The 17,295-nt window shown below is 61.7% G+C and carries 17 protein-coding genes; 6 read left to right on the forward strand and 11 right to left on the reverse strand.

Annotation, left to right across the window (positions count from 1 at the left end; translation table 11 throughout):
• Positions 1-59: 59 nt before the first annotated feature.
• The 3 genes from plsX to CD04_RS0114175 all read right to left on the reverse strand — a co-directional run bounded on the left by plsX (position 60) and on the right by CD04_RS0114175 (position 2,106).
• Positions 60-1,133 carry a phosphate acyltransferase PlsX gene (plsX, locus tag CD04_RS0114165; protein ID WP_031407863.1) on the reverse strand — a complete coding sequence of 358 codons (1,074 nt, stop codon included), beginning with the start codon at positions 1,131-1,133 and terminating at the stop codon, positions 60-62.
• A gap of 148 nt (positions 1,134-1,281) precedes the next feature.
• Positions 1,282-1,464 carry a 50S ribosomal protein L32 gene (gene rpmF / locus CD04_RS0114170; RefSeq protein ID WP_031407866.1) on the reverse strand — a complete coding sequence of 61 codons (183 nt, stop codon included), beginning with the start codon at positions 1,462-1,464 and terminating at the stop codon, positions 1,282-1,284.
• Between the two features lie 63 nt (positions 1,465-1,527).
• Positions 1,528-2,106, reverse strand: a complete 579-nt coding sequence (locus CD04_RS0114175; protein WP_197033135.1) for a DUF177 domain-containing protein — start codon at positions 2,104-2,106, stop codon at positions 1,528-1,530.
• A 115-nt stretch (positions 2,107-2,221) separates the two neighbouring features.
• Here CD04_RS0114175 and CD04_RS0114180 point away from each other — a divergent pair, with 115 nt between their 5' ends.
• From CD04_RS0114180 to CD04_RS0114195, 4 genes are read left to right on the forward strand one after another with little or no spacing between them, the layout of a single operon-like run.
• Positions 2,222-2,746, forward strand: a complete 525-nt coding sequence (locus CD04_RS0114180) for a YeeE/YedE family protein (protein ID WP_369792838.1) — start codon at positions 2,222-2,224, stop codon at positions 2,744-2,746.
• A gap of 1 nt (position 2,747) precedes the next feature.
• Positions 2,748-3,176, forward strand: a complete 429-nt coding sequence (locus CD04_RS0114185) for a DUF6691 family protein (RefSeq protein WP_031407872.1) — start codon at positions 2,748-2,750, stop codon at positions 3,174-3,176.
• A 5-nt stretch (positions 3,177-3,181) separates the two neighbouring features.
• Positions 3,182-3,796, forward strand: a complete 615-nt coding sequence (locus tag CD04_RS0114190; protein WP_031407875.1) for a Maf family nucleotide pyrophosphatase — start codon at positions 3,182-3,184, stop codon at positions 3,794-3,796.
• Positions 3,796-4,551 carry an SAM-dependent methyltransferase gene (locus CD04_RS0114195; protein WP_031407877.1) on the forward strand — a complete coding sequence of 252 codons (756 nt, stop codon included), beginning with the start codon at positions 3,796-3,798 and terminating at the stop codon, positions 4,549-4,551. The genes CD04_RS0114190 and CD04_RS0114195 overlap by 1 nt, the downstream gene beginning before the upstream one ends.
• Before the next feature lie 27 nt (positions 4,552-4,578).
• On the opposite strand, the gene CD04_RS0114200 is transcribed toward CD04_RS0114195, so the two are convergent.
• The 3 genes from CD04_RS0114200 to CD04_RS0114215 form a co-directional block, all read right to left on the reverse strand.
• The gene (locus CD04_RS0114200) at positions 4,579-5,580 is read right to left on the reverse strand and encodes a S49 family peptidase (RefSeq protein WP_031407879.1); all 1,002 of its coding nucleotides are present in this window, start codon (positions 5,578-5,580) and stop codon (positions 4,579-4,581) included.
• Between the two features lie 88 nt (positions 5,581-5,668).
• Entirely contained in the window at positions 5,669-6,331 is a 663-nt protein-coding gene (locus CD04_RS0114210) for an HAD family hydrolase (RefSeq protein WP_031407882.1), read from the reverse strand.
• Between the two features lie 8 nt (positions 6,332-6,339).
• Complete coding sequence (locus CD04_RS0114215) at positions 6,340-7,353, reverse strand: RluA family pseudouridine synthase (protein WP_031407885.1); 1,014 nt, start codon at positions 7,351-7,353, stop codon at positions 6,340-6,342.
• Between the two features lie 659 nt (positions 7,354-8,012).
• On the opposite strand from CD04_RS0114215, the gene CD04_RS0114220 reads away from it, so the two are divergent.
• Complete coding sequence (locus CD04_RS0114220; protein ID WP_031407887.1) at positions 8,013-11,063, forward strand: Rne/Rng family ribonuclease; 3,051 nt, start codon at positions 8,013-8,015, stop codon at positions 11,061-11,063.
• 29 nt (positions 11,064-11,092) lie between these two features.
• On the opposite strand, the gene CD04_RS0114225 is transcribed toward CD04_RS0114220, so the two are convergent.
• A complete protein-coding gene (locus CD04_RS0114225; protein ID WP_038168416.1) occupies positions 11,093-12,046 on the reverse strand; it encodes an SDR family oxidoreductase in 954 nt (317 codons plus the stop codon).
• Between the two features lie 15 nt (positions 12,047-12,061).
• On the opposite strand from CD04_RS0114225, the gene CD04_RS0114230 reads away from it, so the two are divergent.
• Entirely contained in the window at positions 12,062-13,099 is a 1,038-nt protein-coding gene (locus CD04_RS0114230) for a CDP-6-deoxy-delta-3,4-glucoseen reductase (protein ID WP_031407891.1), read from the forward strand.
• A gap of 171 nt (positions 13,100-13,270) precedes the next feature.
• On the opposite strand, the gene CD04_RS0114235 is transcribed toward CD04_RS0114230, so the two are convergent.
• The 4 genes from CD04_RS0114235 to CD04_RS0114250 all read right to left on the reverse strand — a co-directional run bounded on the left by CD04_RS0114235 (position 13,271) and on the right by CD04_RS0114250 (position 16,936).
• Positions 13,271-13,987 carry an ABC transporter ATP-binding protein gene (locus CD04_RS0114235; RefSeq protein WP_031407893.1) on the reverse strand — a complete coding sequence of 239 codons (717 nt, stop codon included), beginning with the start codon at positions 13,985-13,987 and terminating at the stop codon, positions 13,271-13,273.
• 79 nt (positions 13,988-14,066) lie between these two features.
• Positions 14,067-14,846 carry an ABC transporter ATP-binding protein gene (locus tag CD04_RS0114240; RefSeq protein ID WP_031407895.1) on the reverse strand — a complete coding sequence of 260 codons (780 nt, stop codon included), beginning with the start codon at positions 14,844-14,846 and terminating at the stop codon, positions 14,067-14,069.
• Positions 14,846-15,991, reverse strand: coding sequence for an ABC transporter ATP-binding protein (locus CD04_RS0114245; protein WP_038168422.1), 1,146 nt, complete (start codon positions 15,989-15,991; stop codon positions 14,846-14,848). Before CD04_RS0114245 ends, CD04_RS0114240 begins: the two co-directional genes overlap by 1 nt.
• A 15-nt stretch (positions 15,992-16,006) precedes the next feature.
• The gene (locus CD04_RS0114250; RefSeq protein ID WP_031407900.1) at positions 16,007-16,936 is read right to left on the reverse strand and encodes a branched-chain amino acid ABC transporter permease; all 930 of its coding nucleotides are present in this window, start codon (positions 16,934-16,936) and stop codon (positions 16,007-16,009) included.
• Between the last annotated feature and the right edge of the window lie 359 nt (positions 16,937-17,295).

Here is a 17,295-nt window from a genome sequence, read left to right on the forward strand (position 1 = left end):
GAAAGGAGCCGGGATGAAACCCAGCGTCGGAAAGCGGATAGACGCCCAGCCCAAGCGAATCAGGGACTGGCAGCGGAAAGCGGTGCAGCGGGCGGGGTTGCTGCTTTTTCGCCCTGCAAGTGCAGTGCAGCAAGGATGCGTTCAATCTCCTGCACAACTTGGCCCTCCACCGCTTCATAGGCCCGTTCCAGCGCTTGCTGAAAAGCGAAGTCGTCTGCGGAGCCGTGGCTTTTGAATACCAGACCGCGCAGCCCAAGAAGGGCCGCGCCGTTGTAGCGACGGTGATCGACGCGGCTGCGAAAGCGTTTGAGCACTGGCATGGCTGCCAGCGCCATGAGCTTCGTCCAAGGACTGCGCGTGAATTCCTGCCGGATCATCCCGGTCAGCATCTGCGCCAGCCCTTCGGATGTCTTGAGCGCAACGTTACCCACGAATCCATCACACACGACGATGTCCGCGGTGCCCTTGAAGATGTCGTTGCCCTCGACGTTCCCCAGAAAATTGAGGCGGCCTTCGGCGTGAGCCTGGCGCAGCAGTTCACCCGCACGCTTGATCATCTCATTGCCCTTGATCACCTCTTCGCCGATATTAAGGAGCCCGACCCGGGGGTTCGGGTGCCCCCCAGCCGCGGCGAACGCGGTGCCCATCACGGCGAATTGCAGCAAATGCTCCGCCTCGCAGTCGACATTGGCGCCCAGATCCAGCATCAGCGTGCCGCTACCTGCCGCATTCGGCAGGTATGTGGCGATGGCCGGACGGTCAATTCCAGGCAGAGTCTTGAGCACATAGCGTGCAACAGCCATCAGCGCACCCGTGTTTCCCGACGAGACACAGGCATCGGCAGTCCCGTCTTTCACCAATTCAATGGCGCGGCGCATGGACGAATCTTTCTTGCGTCGCAGCGCGACCTCGACAGAGTCTTCCATGGTGACGACCTCGGCAGCCGGCACGATTTGAACGCGAGGGTGCCCATCCAGCCCATGCTGGCGAAGCCCCGCCTGCATGGCCTCGGGCTGCCCCACGAGCAGCATCTGGCAGCCCGCATGCCGATCAAGCAGGCCACGGCAGGCTGGCAGGGTGACCGACACGCCATAGTCGCCACCCATGACGTCCACGGCGAGACTAGCGGCCATGAACAGGGTGCAAGGCCAAGTTGAACAGATGCATGATGCAAACTGCGGCTAGGCGGCGATCGGCCGGCCGGGTCAGGTCACTCGGCACCGTTGCCGCAGCCGCTCAGGCGCGCTCGAGGACTCGACATGAACTGCGCGTGCCGGCAGCTCACTCTTCCGATTTGGTCTTTACGACCTTGCGTCCGCGGTAAAACCCGGTTGGGCTGATGTGGTGGCGCAAATGCACTTCACCGGTGGTGGGCTCAAGCGCCACAGGAGGCTGACCCAAATGCTGGTGCGAGCGATGCATGCCGCGCTTGGACGGCGATTTCTTGTTCTGCTGGACGGCCATAGTGCTACCCCGTGCGAAAAATCCAACGATTGTACACGCGCAGGCTTCTTGGGTTCCGAAAATCTAGCCCGGCTTTTTCAGCCGCGCCAACGCGGCGAACGGCGACTCGCGAGTCCCGCGAACCTGCGCCTCGGCAGCTCGGTTTTGCAGGCCCTCGGCCACGATGGGCTGAGGACACACGTCATGCATGGGAACCAGCGGTAGCGCGAGGATGAGCTGGTCTTCCACCAGGCTGCGGACATCCGTCGCTCCACGCACGCACAAGGCCTCTTCCTCGGACTCGAGTTCCTCGATGGTCAACTCGGGCTCCTCCTCAACCAGCCGGAACAGCGCCGTGTCATGCACTTCCTGCATGGAACCCTGCAGACATCGTTGGCACTGCATCGGCAGCACCGCCTGTACACTCAACTCCACCACGGCCTGAGCTGGCTGGCCAGCTCGTTGCCGCATGAATCCACGCAAGCTCCAGTTTGCATGCAAGGATTTCAGGGAAGTGGGTGTGCCCATGAGCGAGGACGCCAAGCGGGGCAAATCAGGCACGGCAAACCGCCCCTCAAGCACACGCTGCTGCCGCGCAAACTCTTGCAGATTCAGGCGCAATTCCTCGGTGGGCGCAGGACTGGCAGGATCATCTCGCATCATGGGCGCAGTGTAGCCCCGCATACTTTCGCTTACCTGCCCGCCTTGGCAATACTCCTAAACTTAAGAGTTTTCCGCCTCGATCCTGCGCGTCGTACACGGCGCGCCGCAAGCGCCCATGCAGCGAAAAGGACGGGTCCAGTTTTCGATTTTTCCGGATACTTACATGGATTGGATTGCACGCTTGTTTCCTACAGGTTGGACTCACTTTCTCGCTGGAGGTGTTGCGATCGGCGCGGGTGTGAGCCTACTGTTTCTTCTCACCGGGTTCATTGGCGGAGTGAGCACTGCGTATAGCGCCGTATGGTCCTATTTCAGCTCGTGGCCACACTTTCGACAAGAGAAATTCATAGCCACCCGCAACTGGCGGCTGACCTATGCGTTGGGGATGATCCTGGGAGCCCTGGTGTTCACGATCGCCTTCAATCACGGCGAGAGTTTCGTGACTCGCGTTCCGACCTGGCAACTTCTGTTCGGGGGCGTCATCGGCGGCTTCGGTGCCCGTATGGGCGGCGGGTGCACATCAGGCCATGGCATCTGCGGCCTTGGCTCGCTGCAATTGCCATCGCTCTTGGCGGTCATCACCTTTCTCTTCACCGCGATCGTTACCGCGCATGTGGTGCGAGCGCTTGGGGGATTCTGACATGCTCAAACGCGTACGCCCCCTGCCTGTACTCGTCTCCGCCCTGCTCGCCGGCAGCCTCTTCGGCTTCGGTCTAGCCTTGTCAACCATGGTCAAGCCCGAGGCGATCATCCAGTTCCTGCTCCTCAGAAATATGGGCCTTTTGCTGGTCATGGCCGGCGCCGCTTTCGTCGTGATGCTGGCCTATCGCTTCATCCCCAGACTCATGCGCACCCCAGTGTTCGGCCTAGGCTGGGGTGTTCATCCCTCTCACCTCAACGCCCGTACGATTATCGGTGCCGCGCTGTTCGGGGTGGGATGGGGCTTGAGCGGTGTGTGTCCCGGCCCTGCGCTGGCCGCGCTTGGCGTTGGCAACTGGCCACTCCTTTATGTGATCGGTGGAATCCTGATTGGCGCCTGGCTTGAGGGCCGGTTTTTCGAAAAGGACTGAAAGACATGCACGGCATTGCGCAGCCGCATGACCATCCGCCCCTGGTGCTCGCCTCGACCTCGGTCTACCGACGCGAGCTTTTGCAACGCCTGCGCCTTGCCTTCTCTGTGCGCAGCCCGCAGACCGACGAAACTCAACTGCCGAGTGAAGCGCCACGCGAGATGGCGTTGCGATTGGCCAAGGCCAAAGCAAGTGCCGTCGCGTCCTTCGAACCTGGGGCTTGGGTCATCGGGTCGGACCAGGTATGCGCATGCGAGGGGCGTGTCCTGGGCAAACCTGGTAGCCATGATGCAGCCGCTGCGCAGTTGCGCCTCCTGAGCGGACGCGAGTCGGTGTTTCATACGGCAATTGCACTCGTCGCGCCGGATGGCCGGACGCAGGTGCAGGAGGTCCCTACGCGGGTACGCATGCGCCTGCTAACCGACATGCAGATCGAGGCCTATTTGCGCGCGGACCAACCCTACGACTGCGCCGGCAGCGCCAAGTCCGAGAGTCTCGGGATCGCGCTCGTTGAAGCCATCAGCAGCGACGATCCAACGGCAATTGTCGGGCTACCACTCATTGCCCTGTGCAACATGCTTCTCGCTGCGGGATTTCCCGTATTGGGGTCTGCCGCGTGATGGAGCCGCCCAGGACGCAGGAGGGCAGGCTCCTACTGGTTCCAACGCCATTGGCCGACGTGGCGCAGACGCCGCTCAGCGATATTTTGCCGCAGGCCACGATCCACGCTGCCAGCGCGCTGCACCACTGGATCGTTGAAAACGCAAAGACGGCGCGGGCCTTTCTGGGGGCCATTCATGCGGTTTCGCCCCTGCGGGTGCCCTTGCAGCAGCATGTCATGGCGGTGCTTCCCAAGCATTCACAACTAGACCGTGCTTCCACACGCTCGCTGTTGCAGGCCGCGCGAAATGGGCAGGACATCGGACTGCTGTCGGAAGCCGGCGCACCGTGCATCGCAGATCCGGGCGCAGCAGTCGTTGCGGCCGCGCATGAGCTGGGCATTACCGTCGTGCCGCTGGTCGGCCCAAGCAGCATTCTTCTCGGGCTCATGGCAAGCGGTCTGGATGGCCAGCGTTTCGCCTTTCAGGGCTATCTGCCCGTTCAGGCCGAGGCTCGCGACGCGACGATCCGGGCCCTCGAGCGCGAAAGCGCCCAGCGCCATCAGACGCAGTTGTGCATCGAAACACCCTACCGCAACGCTTCGCTGCTGCTGGCCATGACCCGCGTTCTGCAACCGGCGACGCGGCTGACTGTGGCTTGCGGTCTTACAGGACCGCAGGCGTTCGTGCGCACACGCACTGTGGAGCAATGGCGCCATGAAGGGATCGCCATGCCCGAAAAGATTCCGGCGCTTTTCGGTTTTTTGGCGGACTGACCGGCTCGCAAAAGGCTGTCTCCTGCGTCACTGCAGCGACCAACCACCGCTTTGCATCATCTCGTGCATGGCGCCCATGCCGAGAGACGCACCGAAACGCTTGGCTAGCCGGTCCACCACGTTTTCACTCCGGGTGTAGTCCACCAGCGTTTTTTCATGCACCACGTCGCGCGCCACACTGTCGGTGTCGCCAAAACCGTCCGCCAGACCTTGCTGCACCGCGGATTCGCCAGTCCACACCAGTCCGGAGAAGGTATCGTCGTTGATTTTCAACCGCTTGCCGCGCCCCTTCTCGACTGCGGCAATGAACTGCATGTGGATCTGCTTGAGCATCCCCAACGCGTAGGTCTTCTGGTCTTCGGGCATGGGCGAAAAAGGATCCATGAATCCCTTTTTAGCGCCTGCCGTGAGCAGGCGCCGGGTTACCCCCAACTTGTCCATCAGCCCTGATACGCCAAACCCCTCCATCAACACGCCGATGGATCCGACCAAGCTTGCCGGGTTCACGTAGATCTTGTCGGTTGCCACTGCGATGTAATAGGCTGCCGAGGCGCAGACCTCGTCGCAAACCGCGTAGATGGGTATGTGCTTGTGCCTTGCGCGCAGGCGCCAGATCTCCGCGTTGATCTGGCTGGCCTGCACCGGACTGCCCCCGGGGCTGTTGATACGAAGGATCACGGCCTTGGTGTTCGCATCATCAAAGGCATCCTGCAAAGCAGCGTTGATGTTGTCCGCGCTGGCAACCGACGAGGCAGAAATCTCCCCGTTGATCTCGACCAGTGCCGTGTGCGCGCCAGCCGACGTCCCGCTCGTGTACTCGGCGATGTAGCCACCACCAAGCACGGCCAGCAGCAGACCGAGGAAGACCAGGCGAAAAAAAATCGACCAGCGGCGAGCACGACGCTTTTCGGCGACGATTTCCAATACCAACCTTTCCATCACGCTGCGCTCCCATGCGCCGGAAGGCGGATGCGCAGAGTCGCCGAGCGCGGGTTCTCGTGGAAAGTCTTCAGGATGCTTATCGTTCATGGCTTTTCAGGCAGCGTCGTCGCGTGCGGCACCAAAGCCGCGCGCGGGCAGAATACCAGTGTGCGCTGACCCACATGCTGCTGCAGGCTCATTTGCCAAGAAGAAAACGCTGCAGCGAGGCCACTGAATCGGCCACATAGACGGGCTGCAATGCAGCCAGTTCACGAGCGTCGTGAGCCCCGTAAGTTACGGCAAGCGCGGCAGCGCCTGCATTACGCGCCATGAGCAGGTCGTGGGTCGTGTCGCCAATCATCAGGGTTTCCTCGGGGCCATGGCCGAGCGTCTCCATGATCTGTTGCAGCATGGCCGGGTGCGGCTTGGACTCACTCTCATCGGCTGTGCGCGTTGCATCGAACAGATGGCGCAGGTCGGTGTGGTCAAGTGCGCGGTCCAGTCCCAGCCGCGACTTGCCAGTGGCTACGGCGATGCTATGCCCGGCGGATTTGAGTGCCAGCAGCATGTCGAGCGCGCCAGGAAACAATGTAAGGTCGTTGTCGTGTGCAAAGTAGTGACGGCGGTAGGCCTGCGAGAGCTTGTCGTAATCACCTGGGTCCAGCATCGGTGCGGCGAAGCGCAAGGCATCGCCCAGGCCCAGGCCGATCACATAGGACGCATCAACATCGCTGGGCACGGCGAGGCCCAAATCCCGACAGGCGGCCTGGATCGACCGGGTGATGACGGCGGTGGAGTCCATCAAGGTCCCATCCCAATCGAAGACCAGGAGGGAATATGCGGTTCGTGCAGGGGACATATGCGTGTTCAGGATTGGGGGGACGGCCGGCACAGTTCACTGAGGCGCCGCAACCAGCGTGCGTCTTCTTCCGGCCAGTCGGCCGTCAGCACCAACGGCTGACCGCTGTGTGGGTGATTGAGCGCCAGCCTGGCCGCGTGCAAAAACATGCGGGCGTTGCCAGGCAACCCTGCCAGCAGACCGCCTCGTGCCAGAGTCCGGTTGAAGGCCTCGGACCCGTACTTTTCATCGCCCACAATGGGGAACCCCAAGCTTTGTAGATGCACGCGGATCTGATGGGTGCGCCCCGTGTGGATCCGTGCCTCAAGCAGGGTCAATCCCGGCACGCCCGTCGCTGTGACCAGCGCGGAATCTGGCCAAGGGTAGCGCTGCAGGGGACGAAACTGGGTTCGAGCCGGTTGGCCCTCGCCAGCCGCCGCCACCCTTACGCGCCGCTCGCCTGAGACTGTGAGGAATTTATGCAGAGGCGTGTTCACCGTGACCGCATCACCCTTCCACAACCCGGCCACGAGTGCAAAATACCGCTTGTCAGCCTCGCGCTCGCGCAGACTGGCGTGCACGGCAGTCAGGGCACTGCGCTTTTTGGCCAACAGCAACACTCCGGAAGTATCACGATCGAGCCGATGAACCAATTCCAGAAAACGCCCCTCCTGGCCTGCACGCATGGATTCGATCACCCCGAAACTCAGACCCGACCCACCATGCACGGCGATTCCTGCCGGCTTATTGATGGCCAGTAGCCACGCGTCCTCATGCAGAATCGGGTATTGCCGAGCCGGCGCTGCCGTGCCTGGCGGTGCGGTGCGGATCGGCGGCACACGCACCTGATCCGACTCGTTCAACTTCTGCGACGCCTCGGCGCGCGCGCCATTGACGCGCACTTCGCCCGAACGCACGATGCGATAAATGTGGCTGCGAGGCACCCCTTTGAGCACGCGCGCGAGAAAGTTGTCCAAGCGTTGGCCTGCCCCTGATTCGCCCACTGGGAGCACGGTGGCTGCTGCTGGAGTGGGAGGGTGCATATAATTGGCGTACGAAGCGCGTGCTAACAGAGGCCGGCTGAGTGGATGGATGTGCATCTGAATGCCGTGGGGCCTGAATCAAACTGAAGGATTCACGCCCATTGATCTGGCATTTTAGGTCCGCATCCGTGCCGCTTTCGAGAACTCCGCCAATGGGAGCCCCGAAGCGGCAACCCAACCGACGGGCATGGTCTCTGCGCAGCGCCGAAGTCCGCACGTCCAGCGGCCCAGACCCAAGAGGTTGTCTGGCCTGCTGCTGGATCAGCAAGCTCGAAGTCTGAACGAACAGAATGCCCCATATGACCCGGCCCCAGGCCGCGGTCCATGACAAAACGCATAACGTGCCCATTCCCAACTGCCTTTATCCCGCCCCGCGCACTGCGCCCGCTGTCGGCATCGCATGCCGCGCGGCGCGTCGTCTGGGGTTGTGGTTCGCGGATGGAACGTGTGAAGCTAATCCGTGCCTGAGCATGCATCCATGCCCAGATCCCGGTGGCTGCGCCTCACTCACGAGGCTTTTGTCCTGAAGGAGGTGGCGAGCTTGCTCGCCACCTTGTGGTCATTCTCCAGTCTGGCACCGTGCCTGCTGCGCGAGTTGGGTCCAAGTGGCCCCGTTGCAGTCACGCAGCCCGCCCGATGGGTGGGATGGAGATATTGAAATGAAACGTATGTTGTTTAATGCGACGCAGGCCGAAGAGCTTCGCGTCGCCATCGTCGAAGGTCAGAAGCTGCTGGACATCGACATCGAGCAGGTCGGGCGCGAGCAGCGCAAGGGCAATATTTACCGTGCCGTCGTCACTCGGGTTGAGCCCTCGCTCGAAGCATGTTTCGTCGACTATGGCGAGGAACGCCACGGGTTCCTCCCGTTCAAAGAGATCTCGCGCCGCTACTTCAAGGATGGCGTGGCACCCTCGCAGGCACGCATCCAGGACGTGATCCGCGAAGGCCAGGAAATGCTGGTCCAGGTGGAAAAGGAAGAGCGCGGCAATAAAGGTGCTGCGCTCACCACTTTCATCTCGCTGGCCGGGCGCTATCTCGTGCTGATGCCCAATAACCCTCGCGGCGGCGGCGTGAGCCGCCGCATTGAGGGCGAAGACCGTCAGGAACTGCGCGAAACCATGGAACAGTTGCAGTACCCCGACGGCATGAGCCTGATCGCCCGGACGGCTGGCATCGGGCGCAGTGCTGAGGAACTCCAGTGGGACTTGAACTACCTGCTCAAACTCTGGTCGGCGATCGAAGAGGCCGGCGAGTCACAAAAAGGTGCTTTCCTCATCTACCAGGAGTCATCCCTGGTCATCCGCGCGATCCGCGATTACTTCACGAGTGACATCGGTGAAATTCTGATCGACACACAAGATGTGTACGAGCAGGCCCATCAGTTCATGGCGCACGTCATGCCTGATAACGTGGACCGCGTCAAGCGTTACCGCGATGACCTTCCTCTGTTCTCGCGCTTCCAGATCGAGCACCAGATCGAGACCGCGTACTCGCGCACCGTCAACCTGCCGTCGGGCGGCGCTATCGTTATCGACCACACCGAAGCACTTGTGGCCGTCGACGTGAATTCGGCGCGCTCCACGCGCGGAAGCGCAATCGAAGACACGGCCCTGCGCACCAACCTGGAAGCTGCGGAGGAAATTGCGCGTCAGATGCGGCTGCGCGATTTGGGCGGACTCATTGTCATGGACTTTATCGACATGGATGAGCCCAAGAACCAGCGCGCTGTGGAGGACCGATTGCGCGACTGCCTGCGACAGGATCGCGCACGCGTGCAAACAAGCAAAATTTCTAAGTTCGGCTTGCTGGAAGTCTCGCGCCAACGCCTGCGCCCTGCGCTGTCTGAAGGCGCTTACGTGACCTGCCCGCGCTGCAACGGAACCGGCCATATCCGCGATACCGAGTCCAGCGCGTTGCAGATTCTGCGCATCATCCAGGAAGAGGCGATGAAGGAGGGCACGGCAGCTGTGCACGTGCAAGTCCCCGTGGAGGTCGCTTCCTTCCTGCTCAACGAGAAGCGCGCCGAGATCACAAAAATCGAGTTGCGTCAGCGCGCCTCGGTGCTATTGGCGCCGAACAAGCAGCTCGAGACCCCGAATTACAAGCTTGAACGCCTCAAGCACGACGATCCACGCCTGGAAAACCTTCCCGTCAGCTACCGCATGGCGGAAGAATTCGAGCAGGAAACCACCATCCTGCGCAGCGAAAAGGATGAGCGCCCGCGCCAAGAGGCCCTGGTTCGCGGCATCACGCCCGAAGGACCCGCGCCGTCGGCGCCTGTTCCATCAAGCCCGCCGGTTCGCGCACCCTCTGCTGCTGCGCAGGCCGTCAAGACCGAGACCTCCACCACCTCTGGCGGCGCTGGCTTCTTCAGCTGGCTGCGCAAGGTATTCGGGGGCGGTGAGACACACACCCCGGTTCAGGTCACTGCCCCATCTGCACCGTCACCCACACCCTCCGCACCGGGCAGCGCGGCGAGCCGCAATGGCAACGGCGCCTCCCGAAACAATCGGGGCCGCGGGCGCGACGGCAGCCGACAGGGAGCCAAAGGTAACGAACGCAGTGCACGTGAACCCGCTGCCCTGAGCGAGGGACGCCGCCAAGGGCAAGGCGAGGGGGCCTCGGATAGCCCCACCGGCAAGAGCCGCTCCGCTCGCGGTGAGCGCAACGCGGCTGGGGGCAGCCTTGCCCAGCAACCCACCAAAGGCACTCGGCCCGCACAATCGGGGGAAACACAGCCTGCCCGTCCTGAGCGGGCAGAGCGTGCGGACCGCGGTGAACGCCCGGAGCGCGGACCACGCAATGGCCGCCAAACTCCACGCCCGGCTCAGGCTCCTGCCGCAGGAGAAGAGACCTGGGAAAGCTTCGGCCTGACCTTGCCAGCGCCCACACGCGCGCCGTCCGAACAACCCGGCGCATCCGTCCCGGATGAAACGCTCACGCCGCCCGTGGCACTAACGGACATCACACCATCGCCGGTGCTCGATGAAGCCGCGCCGCCGCTGGAGGGTGCCAGTGGCGACGCGACAACGCGTCGCAACCGGGGCCGCCGGCGCCGCGGAGGCCGCGGTGGCCGATCGCAGGAAGCGACGATCAGCGATGCCGTCAACCCTGAAGATCAACAAGAACCGGTTGGGCAGGAAACGACGGACACCGATCAAAGATCGACTTCGCAGCCCACCGCTGAGGAATCATCCTTGCCAAGCCTCGAGCGCCATGTCGCCCATGCACCGACTTCTGTGGCGAGCGCTGGCGCGGCAATGATGGCGATGCATGCCGGCGCTCAAGCCGAGAATGCCGGGCAACTACCCGCCGCTGTTGCTGAGCCTGCGCGTGCTGCACCGGCTCCAGTCGCAGAGCCTGCGTTGATCGCGCCGGCAATCGCCGTAACTCCTGCGCAGGCAGAGCCCGTGGTCCCCAGCGCTCAAGTGGCAAGTGCCACGGCCGCTGCCTTGGAGCCGACTCCCGAGTCCCTGCCCATACCTGACCTCAACGCTGTGGTGCAGGCTGCCGGACTGCAATGGGTGCAGTCGGATCCCATACGCGTCGAGCAGGCCCAACGTGCTTTGCGCCAGATGAGCGTGCCAAAGCGCGCGCCGCGCGAGCGCAAGCCCTTAGCGCTCGCGGACGAGGGACCGTTGATGCTGGTCGAAACACGCAAGGCGCTGCCAACTTTGAACATTCCGGAAAACAACGGCTCGGCGGGCTGATCCTGCGCACCGACGCCGAAACGGGCAGGTCACCCTGCCCGTTTTTTTGCGCCCGACTTTTCTGACAGGGGGCGCACACACTCGCCGCGGAGCCCTTGCGCCACTTGGGGGTAACACAATGCCACACCGAGTTCAGTGCGCATGCGCGTATTGTCCAAAATGCGCGACTCCGTCATGAAGCTCAAAGCCATGGGTGAGATACCGCTTGCCAGCGCCTGCGCACGCGCCACCCGGGGTGGCGGCGGCATGCCATACTCTTGCGCAGCAAGATCAAGATACTCACCCATCTTGATGCAGCTGTCGTCGCTTGCGTGGTAAATCCGGTTCGGGTCGGCACGAAACAGGGCAAACAGGACGATGCGGGCGAGATCATCCGCATGGATATGGTTTGTGTAGACATCGTCCTGCGGGCATAGGGCCGGGATGCCCTGGCGCAAGCGCTTTGCGGGCGACCGCCCATGCGCGTCGTAAATTCCAGGGATGCGAAGAATGCCGACGCGCGCATGGGGGCTTCGACCAAGCCCACGCCAACGGGCCTCCGCATCCAGACGTCGATGGGCACGGTCGGACTGGGGATGGGGCGGGCGCGTCTCGTACACCCGCGCACCCGCACAGTCGCCATAGACTCCCGAGGTGCTGGCGTAAACCACCCGCAGCGGTCGAGCTCGCGCTGCACCTATCATTCCGTTTCGCAAGACTGTGGTGAGATGCATTGAGCGCGGATCATGCAACCCGGCGCCCGGCGGCGGCGCCAACATGACAGCCCAGCGCGCCAAGCCGGCCAGGCGCCAAAGGCTGTTTACATCGTCCAGATTGCCAAGCAAAGGAACGATACCCGCTTGGCGCAGGATCCCTACGCGCTCCGGGTTTGATGTCAGTGCGATAACGCGAAAGCGCGGTCGCGCAAGCTCAGCCAGACGCATCCCGACGTCGCCACAACCGACGATGAGCAACCGAGGTTTACGGAACACACGCATCAACATGGAATCAAGTCAATCATGAGCCTGACAGTGAGAGTTTTACCCAGCGAACACCAATTCGAAGTCGGCAGCGGCGAAACCGTATTGGCTGCCGCCATTCGGCAGGGGGTGGGACTCCCCTATGGTTGCCAAGATGGTGCCTGCGGTTCATGCAAATGCCGCTGGATATCGGGCGAATTCGAACTCGGCGTCCATCAGCTTAAGGCTCTTTCGGAAGCCGAACGCGCAGCGGGCTTCATCCTCGCCTGCCGCACAACACCGAAAACGGATCTCGTGATCGAAAGCCACGAACTGCCTGCTGCGGGCATGTTTGCAGTGAAAAAGATGCCCTGCCGCGTCATCTCCATCGTGCGCCCAACGCCGGATGTGGCCATCATCCATCTGCAGCTTCCCGCAAACGACCGACTCGACTACCACGCCGGCCAATACGTGCAGCTTATCCTACGCGACGGCACCCGGCGTAGCTACTCGATGGCAAACGCGCACGGGGCTGACGACAAGCAGATTGAACTGCATGTCAGGCACATGCCCGGGGGCAAATTCACCGACCACGTCTTTGGTGCGATGAAGGACAGGGACATCTTGCGCCTGGAGGGCCCTTTTGGCAGCTTTTACCTGCGCGAGGATAGTAAAAAGCCCCTCGTGCTGCTGGCCTCGGGCACCGGGTTGGCGCCGATCAAGGCCATCATTGAATCCATGCAAGCCCAAGGCAATACGCGCCCCGCGGTGCTGTATTGGGGCTGTCGCAGCAAGGCAGACTTGTATTTACACGGTTGGGCGCAGGCACAGGCCGCTGCGCTGCCTTGGCTGGACTATGTGCCGGTGCTGTCAGAACCCAAGGATGACGACGCTTGGAGTGGCCGTACTGGATTCGTGCACCACGCGGTGATGCGCGACATTCCGGACCTATCGACCCACGAGGTTTACGCTTGCGGTGCACCGGTCATGGTGGATGCGGCCAAGGCGGACTTCACGACACAGTGTCATCTGCCCGAGGATGCCTTCTACGCCGACGCCTTCACAACCGAAGCCGACAAGGCAGGCCCGGCCGCCTGAGCTCAGGTTTGAAGCGTTCACGCCGCACGAGTCTTGCAAAGGCTCATGCGGCGCGCCGCGAAACCGCATCATTGCGCGGGTGAGCAAAGTCGCCTCAGGCAACCCTGCCAGCGGCCCGCACAACCTGAAGATCCATGTCACCGAGCGCCTCGTCGGGCTCCACGGCGTGTTCTACTCACCGAGATAAGCAGCGCGCACACGTGGATCGTGCAGAAGCTCATGGGCGGAGCCCGTCATGGTGACGTTGCCCGAGTCCATCACGTAGCCACGCTGTGCCAGTTCTAGCGCGCGCTTGGCGTTTTGCTCGACCAGAAGAATCGTCACCCCCTGCTTGGCGATGTCCGCAACAACCTCGAAGATCTTGTCAACCATGATGGGCGACAAGCCCATGGACGGCTCGTCGAGCAGCAGTAGTTTTGGCTGACACATCAACGCCCGTCCCATGGCAAGCATTTGTTGCTCACCGCCGGACATCGTGCCCGCAAGCTGAGTACGCCGCTCCTTCAATCGGGGGAAAATGGTGAATACCCGTTCGACGTCAGCTTCAACGCCCTTCTTGTCCTTGCGGATGAACGCGCCCATCAAAAGATTTTCGTGAATCGTCATGCGGGTAAACACTCCGCGCCCTTCGGGGACCATGGCCAGACCCATGCGCACGAGATCGAATGAGCCCTTGCCCTTGACCGCATGCCCCGCATACATGATGGAGCCGTCGGTGATGGGCTGCATTCCGGTAATTGCCTTGAGCGTGGTCGTTTTGCCCGCACCATTGGCGCCAATAAGGCTCACCAGTTCACCCTTGCGCACCTCGAAGTCGATGCCCTTGACGGCTTGAATGCCGCCGTAGGCAACCTTCAAGCCCCTGACCTGAAGGAGTGCGCCGGTCATCGTCGCTTCCGACGCGCCGCGTGCGGCGCCTTCGGTACGGAGTTCGCCTTGTTTCGGAAGGCCTTGCGATTCACTCATCTCAATGCCCCCCCGTACCCAAGTACGCTTCGATCACTTTGGAGTCCTTTTGTACATCGGCCGGAATGCCTTCGGCGATGATCTTTCCATAGTCCAGCACGGTCACGCGGTCGCAAAGGCCCATCACCAGCTTCACATCATGCTCGATTAGCAGGATGGTCCGGCCGTCGCCGCGAATGGTGGCCAGCAAATTGCGCAGCTGGACCTTCTCAGTCGCATTCATCCCAGCTGCTGGCTCGTCAAGAGCCAGCAGCTTGGGATCGGTGGCCAGTGCCCTCGCAATTTCGAGGCGTCGCTGATCACCATAGGACAAGGTGCGCGCCCGGAAATCGGCGTAGTGCGCGACACCGACATACTGCAGCAACTCATAGGCCTTGGCGCGGATGCTATGTTCCTCGGCCTTAAACCGGCGCGTCCGGAACACGGCCCCGAGCAAAGCGCTGTTGGTGCGCACATGGCGCCCAACCATGACATTCTCCAACGCTGTCATGTCGGGAAAGAGCCGAATATTCTGGAACGTCCGCGCGATGCCCTCGCGCGCAACCTGGTGCACGGCCTGCGGCCGGTAAGGCTTGTCCTCCAGCGAGAACTCGCCGCTGTCGGGCGTGTACATGCCGGTGATGACATTGAAAAAGGTGGTCTTGCCTGCGCCGTTGGGACCGATCAGGCCGTAAATCTGTCCGCGACGAATCTCGATCCCAACATCCGATAGAGCCTGCAGGCCCCCGAACCGCTTGGATGCGCCAGCAACCTTGAGAGTAATGGGTGCGGAGGTGCTCATCACACGCCCTCCTTGGCAACGGCGGGCGCAGCAGTACCGTTGCCCATGTTCAGCGCTGCAATGCCCTTGCCATGCTCAGGTGCTGGCCATAAGCCCTTGGGCCGAATGAGCATCACCAAGATCATGGCCATGGAGTAAATGAGCTGGCGAAGGATGCCACTGTCGATGTAGACATGATTGAACATGTGCTGCTGCCAATCCGAGATGAACCCCATGTAGCGAAGCGCCTCGGGCAGCACGGATAGCAGGATGGCACCGAGAATCACGCCGGGGATATTGCCCATGCCGCCGATAACCACCATGGCCAAGACGTTCACGGACTCCATTAGAGAAAACGACTCAGGCGAGACAAAGCCCTGGAACGCGGCGAACATGACGCCCGCCACCCCGCCGAACGTGGCGCCCATGGAAAATGCAAGCAGCTTCATATTGCGTGTGTTGATGCCCATGGCCTTGGCCGCAATCTCATCCTCCCGCATTGCCATCCACGCGCGGCCAATTCGCGAGTCCTGCAGGCGGTAGCACACGATCACGGTGAGCGTGACCAGTGCCAGAAAAAGCCAGTAGTACTCCGTCACCGAGTTGATGGTGTAGCTGCCAATGTCGATATTGCGGTTCAAATGCCAGCCAAACATGCGAACGCCGTGAATGCCGGAAACGCCCTGGGGCCCATTGGTGATGTTCACCGGCGCATTGAGGTTGTTCATGAAAATGCGGATGATCTCCCCGAAACCCAGGGTGACAATCGCCAGATAGTCGCCGCGTAGCTTCAGCACCGGTGTGCCAAGCAAGATGCCAAACAACGCGGCCAACCCGGCCCCCAGCGGGATCACGAGCCAGATCGACACGTTGAATCCGTTGGGAAACATTGCACCCAGCGCATCAAAGTTGCTCGTGAGCTGGTTGGACGACAAAAGCGCGAACATGTAGGCTCCCACCGCATAAAACGCGATGTAGCCCAAGTCGAGCAGGCCGGCAAGGCCAACCACGATGTTCAGTCCCAGCGCAAGCATGATGTAGAGCAGTGCAAACGCTGCGATGCGCACCCACGCGTCACCGACAACCTGCAGGCCCAAGGGCAGCGCAAGCAGCGCAGCGGCCGCAATGAGAAAACCAAGTAGATGGGTTTGCTTGTTCCTTAACATGTCGTGTCTCCTGCTTCAGGCGCGATCGGCCACGCGTTCGCCCAACAACCCTTGGGGACGCAAGGTGAGCACGAGGATCAGCACGATGAAGGCGAAGATGTCCTGGTAATTGCTGCCAAACATCCCACCCGTAAGGGTTCCGATATAGCCTGCGCCCAGCACTTCGATGACACCCAGGAGCACACCACCAAGCATGGCCCCGGACAGGTTGCCGATACCGCCCAGCACCGCCGCAGTAAAGGCCTTCAGGCCCGGCGTAAAGCCCATGTAGAAATTGGCGGTTGAGAAGTTTGCGTACCACATGACTCCCGCTATGGCCGCCAGCATGGCGCCGATGACAAAAGCGGCCGAAATCACCATGTTCGGGTTCACACCCATGAGCCCGGCAACCCGCGGATTCTCAGCCGTTGCCCGCATCGCACGGCCGAGCTTCGTCTTGTTAATGAGGATCGTCAGACCCAGAAGCAGCACGCAGGTGAGCACCAAGATCATGATCTGAACCGGCGTGATGACGACGCCGTGAATGGTGATGATGGTGTTCGGCAGCAGACTGGGGAAGACTTTGTAGTCGCGTCCCCAGATCACCATGGCGAGGGTTTCAAGCAGGATGGACATACCGATCGCCGTCACCAAGGGCGCAAGCTTCGGCGCATTGCGCAGTCGCCTGTATGCAAGGCGCTCGATGAAATAGTTCAGCGTGCCGCATACAAGCATGGCTCCGGCGGTGGCAATGATCACCGTGAGCCACCCGGGCAAACCGGGAGCGACGTGCGCGAGCAGAAGGAACATGCTGTAGGCGGTCAGTGCGCCGACCATCATGACGTCGCCATGCGCAAAGTTGATGAGATTGACGATGCCGTACACCATCGTATAGCCCAGTGCAACCAGGGCATACATGCTGCCGAGCACCAAGCCGTTGACGATTTGCTGTATGAAGGTTTCCATCCCGAGATGTCCTTATGGGTTCAGGGTCTTGCGGTTTGCAACTTCCCGGCCTTGGCCTTGTGAGCCTAGTGCAGCGGGTTGCGAGGGGCTTGCAAGTTTCGTGCTCAGGAGAAATCTCCCGGGCATGAGTGCGCCGGACCATGCGCGACGGCTAGGTGCAATGAGGATGCCGATGAGCGAGGCCGCTCCGGCGTATTGATGAGTCTCCCGTGACGAGCCACTTGGGTGCGCCCTGTCGTGCTTTGTTGTCCGTATGGCCGCGAATGATAACCACACACCGGGCCCAGCCAGCCTGTGGGATTCCCTCGGTTTGGCGCGAACTGCCCCGCAACGCGCCGTAATGGGCGCCCGCGCGCTCG

This window comes from Thiomonas sp. FB-Cd (assembly GCF_000733775.1).
In the GTDB taxonomy this organism is placed as follows: Bacteria; Pseudomonadota; Gammaproteobacteria; order Burkholderiales; family Burkholderiaceae_C; genus Thiomonas_A.

What these genes read in the sequence shown, in the direction of transcription:
- plsX (WP_031407863.1), bottom strand. Translation starts at nt 1,133, where the DNA reads ATGGCCGCTAGTCTCGCCGTGGACGTCATGGGTGGCGACTATGGCGTG.
- rpmF (WP_031407866.1), bottom strand. Translation starts at nt 1,464, where the DNA reads ATGGCCGTCCAGCAGAACAAGAAATCGCCGTCCAAGCGCGGCATGCAT.
- CD04_RS0114175 (WP_197033135.1), bottom strand. Translation starts at nt 2,106, where the DNA reads ATGATGCGAGATGATCCTGCCAGTCCTGCGCCCACCGAGGAATTGCGC.
- CD04_RS0114180 (WP_369792838.1), top strand. Translation starts at nt 2,222, where the DNA reads ATGCAGCGAAAAGGACGGGTCCAGTTTTCGATTTTTCCGGATACTTAC.
- CD04_RS0114185 (WP_031407872.1), top strand. Translation starts at nt 2,748, where the DNA reads ATGCTCAAACGCGTACGCCCCCTGCCTGTACTCGTCTCCGCCCTGCTC.
- CD04_RS0114190 (WP_031407875.1), top strand. Translation starts at nt 3,182, where the DNA reads ATGCACGGCATTGCGCAGCCGCATGACCATCCGCCCCTGGTGCTCGCC.
- CD04_RS0114195 (WP_031407877.1), top strand. Translation starts at nt 3,796, where the DNA reads ATGGAGCCGCCCAGGACGCAGGAGGGCAGGCTCCTACTGGTTCCAACG.
- CD04_RS0114200 (WP_031407879.1), bottom strand. Translation starts at nt 5,580, where the DNA reads ATGAACGATAAGCATCCTGAAGACTTTCCACGAGAACCCGCGCTCGGC.
- CD04_RS0114210 (WP_031407882.1), bottom strand. Translation starts at nt 6,331, where the DNA reads ATGTCCCCTGCACGAACCGCATATTCCCTCCTGGTCTTCGATTGGGAT.
- CD04_RS0114215 (WP_031407885.1), bottom strand. Translation starts at nt 7,353, where the DNA reads ATGCACCCTCCCACTCCAGCAGCAGCCACCGTGCTCCCAGTGGGCGAA.
- CD04_RS0114220 (WP_031407887.1), top strand. Translation starts at nt 8,013, where the DNA reads ATGAAACGTATGTTGTTTAATGCGACGCAGGCCGAAGAGCTTCGCGTC.
- CD04_RS0114225 (WP_038168416.1), bottom strand. Translation starts at nt 12,046, where the DNA reads ATGTTGATGCGTGTGTTCCGTAAACCTCGGTTGCTCATCGTCGGTTGT.
- CD04_RS0114230 (WP_031407891.1), top strand. Translation starts at nt 12,062, where the DNA reads ATGAGCCTGACAGTGAGAGTTTTACCCAGCGAACACCAATTCGAAGTC.
- CD04_RS0114235 (WP_031407893.1), bottom strand. Translation starts at nt 13,987, where the DNA reads ATGACCGGCGCACTCCTTCAGGTCAGGGGCTTGAAGGTTGCCTACGGC.
- CD04_RS0114240 (WP_031407895.1), bottom strand. Translation starts at nt 14,846, where the DNA reads ATGAGCACCTCCGCACCCATTACTCTCAAGGTTGCTGGCGCATCCAAG.
- CD04_RS0114245 (WP_038168422.1), bottom strand. Translation starts at nt 15,991, where the DNA reads ATGTTAAGGAACAAGCAAACCCATCTACTTGGTTTTCTCATTGCGGCC.
- CD04_RS0114250 (WP_031407900.1), bottom strand. Translation starts at nt 16,936, where the DNA reads ATGGAAACCTTCATACAGCAAATCGTCAACGGCTTGGTGCTCGGCAGC.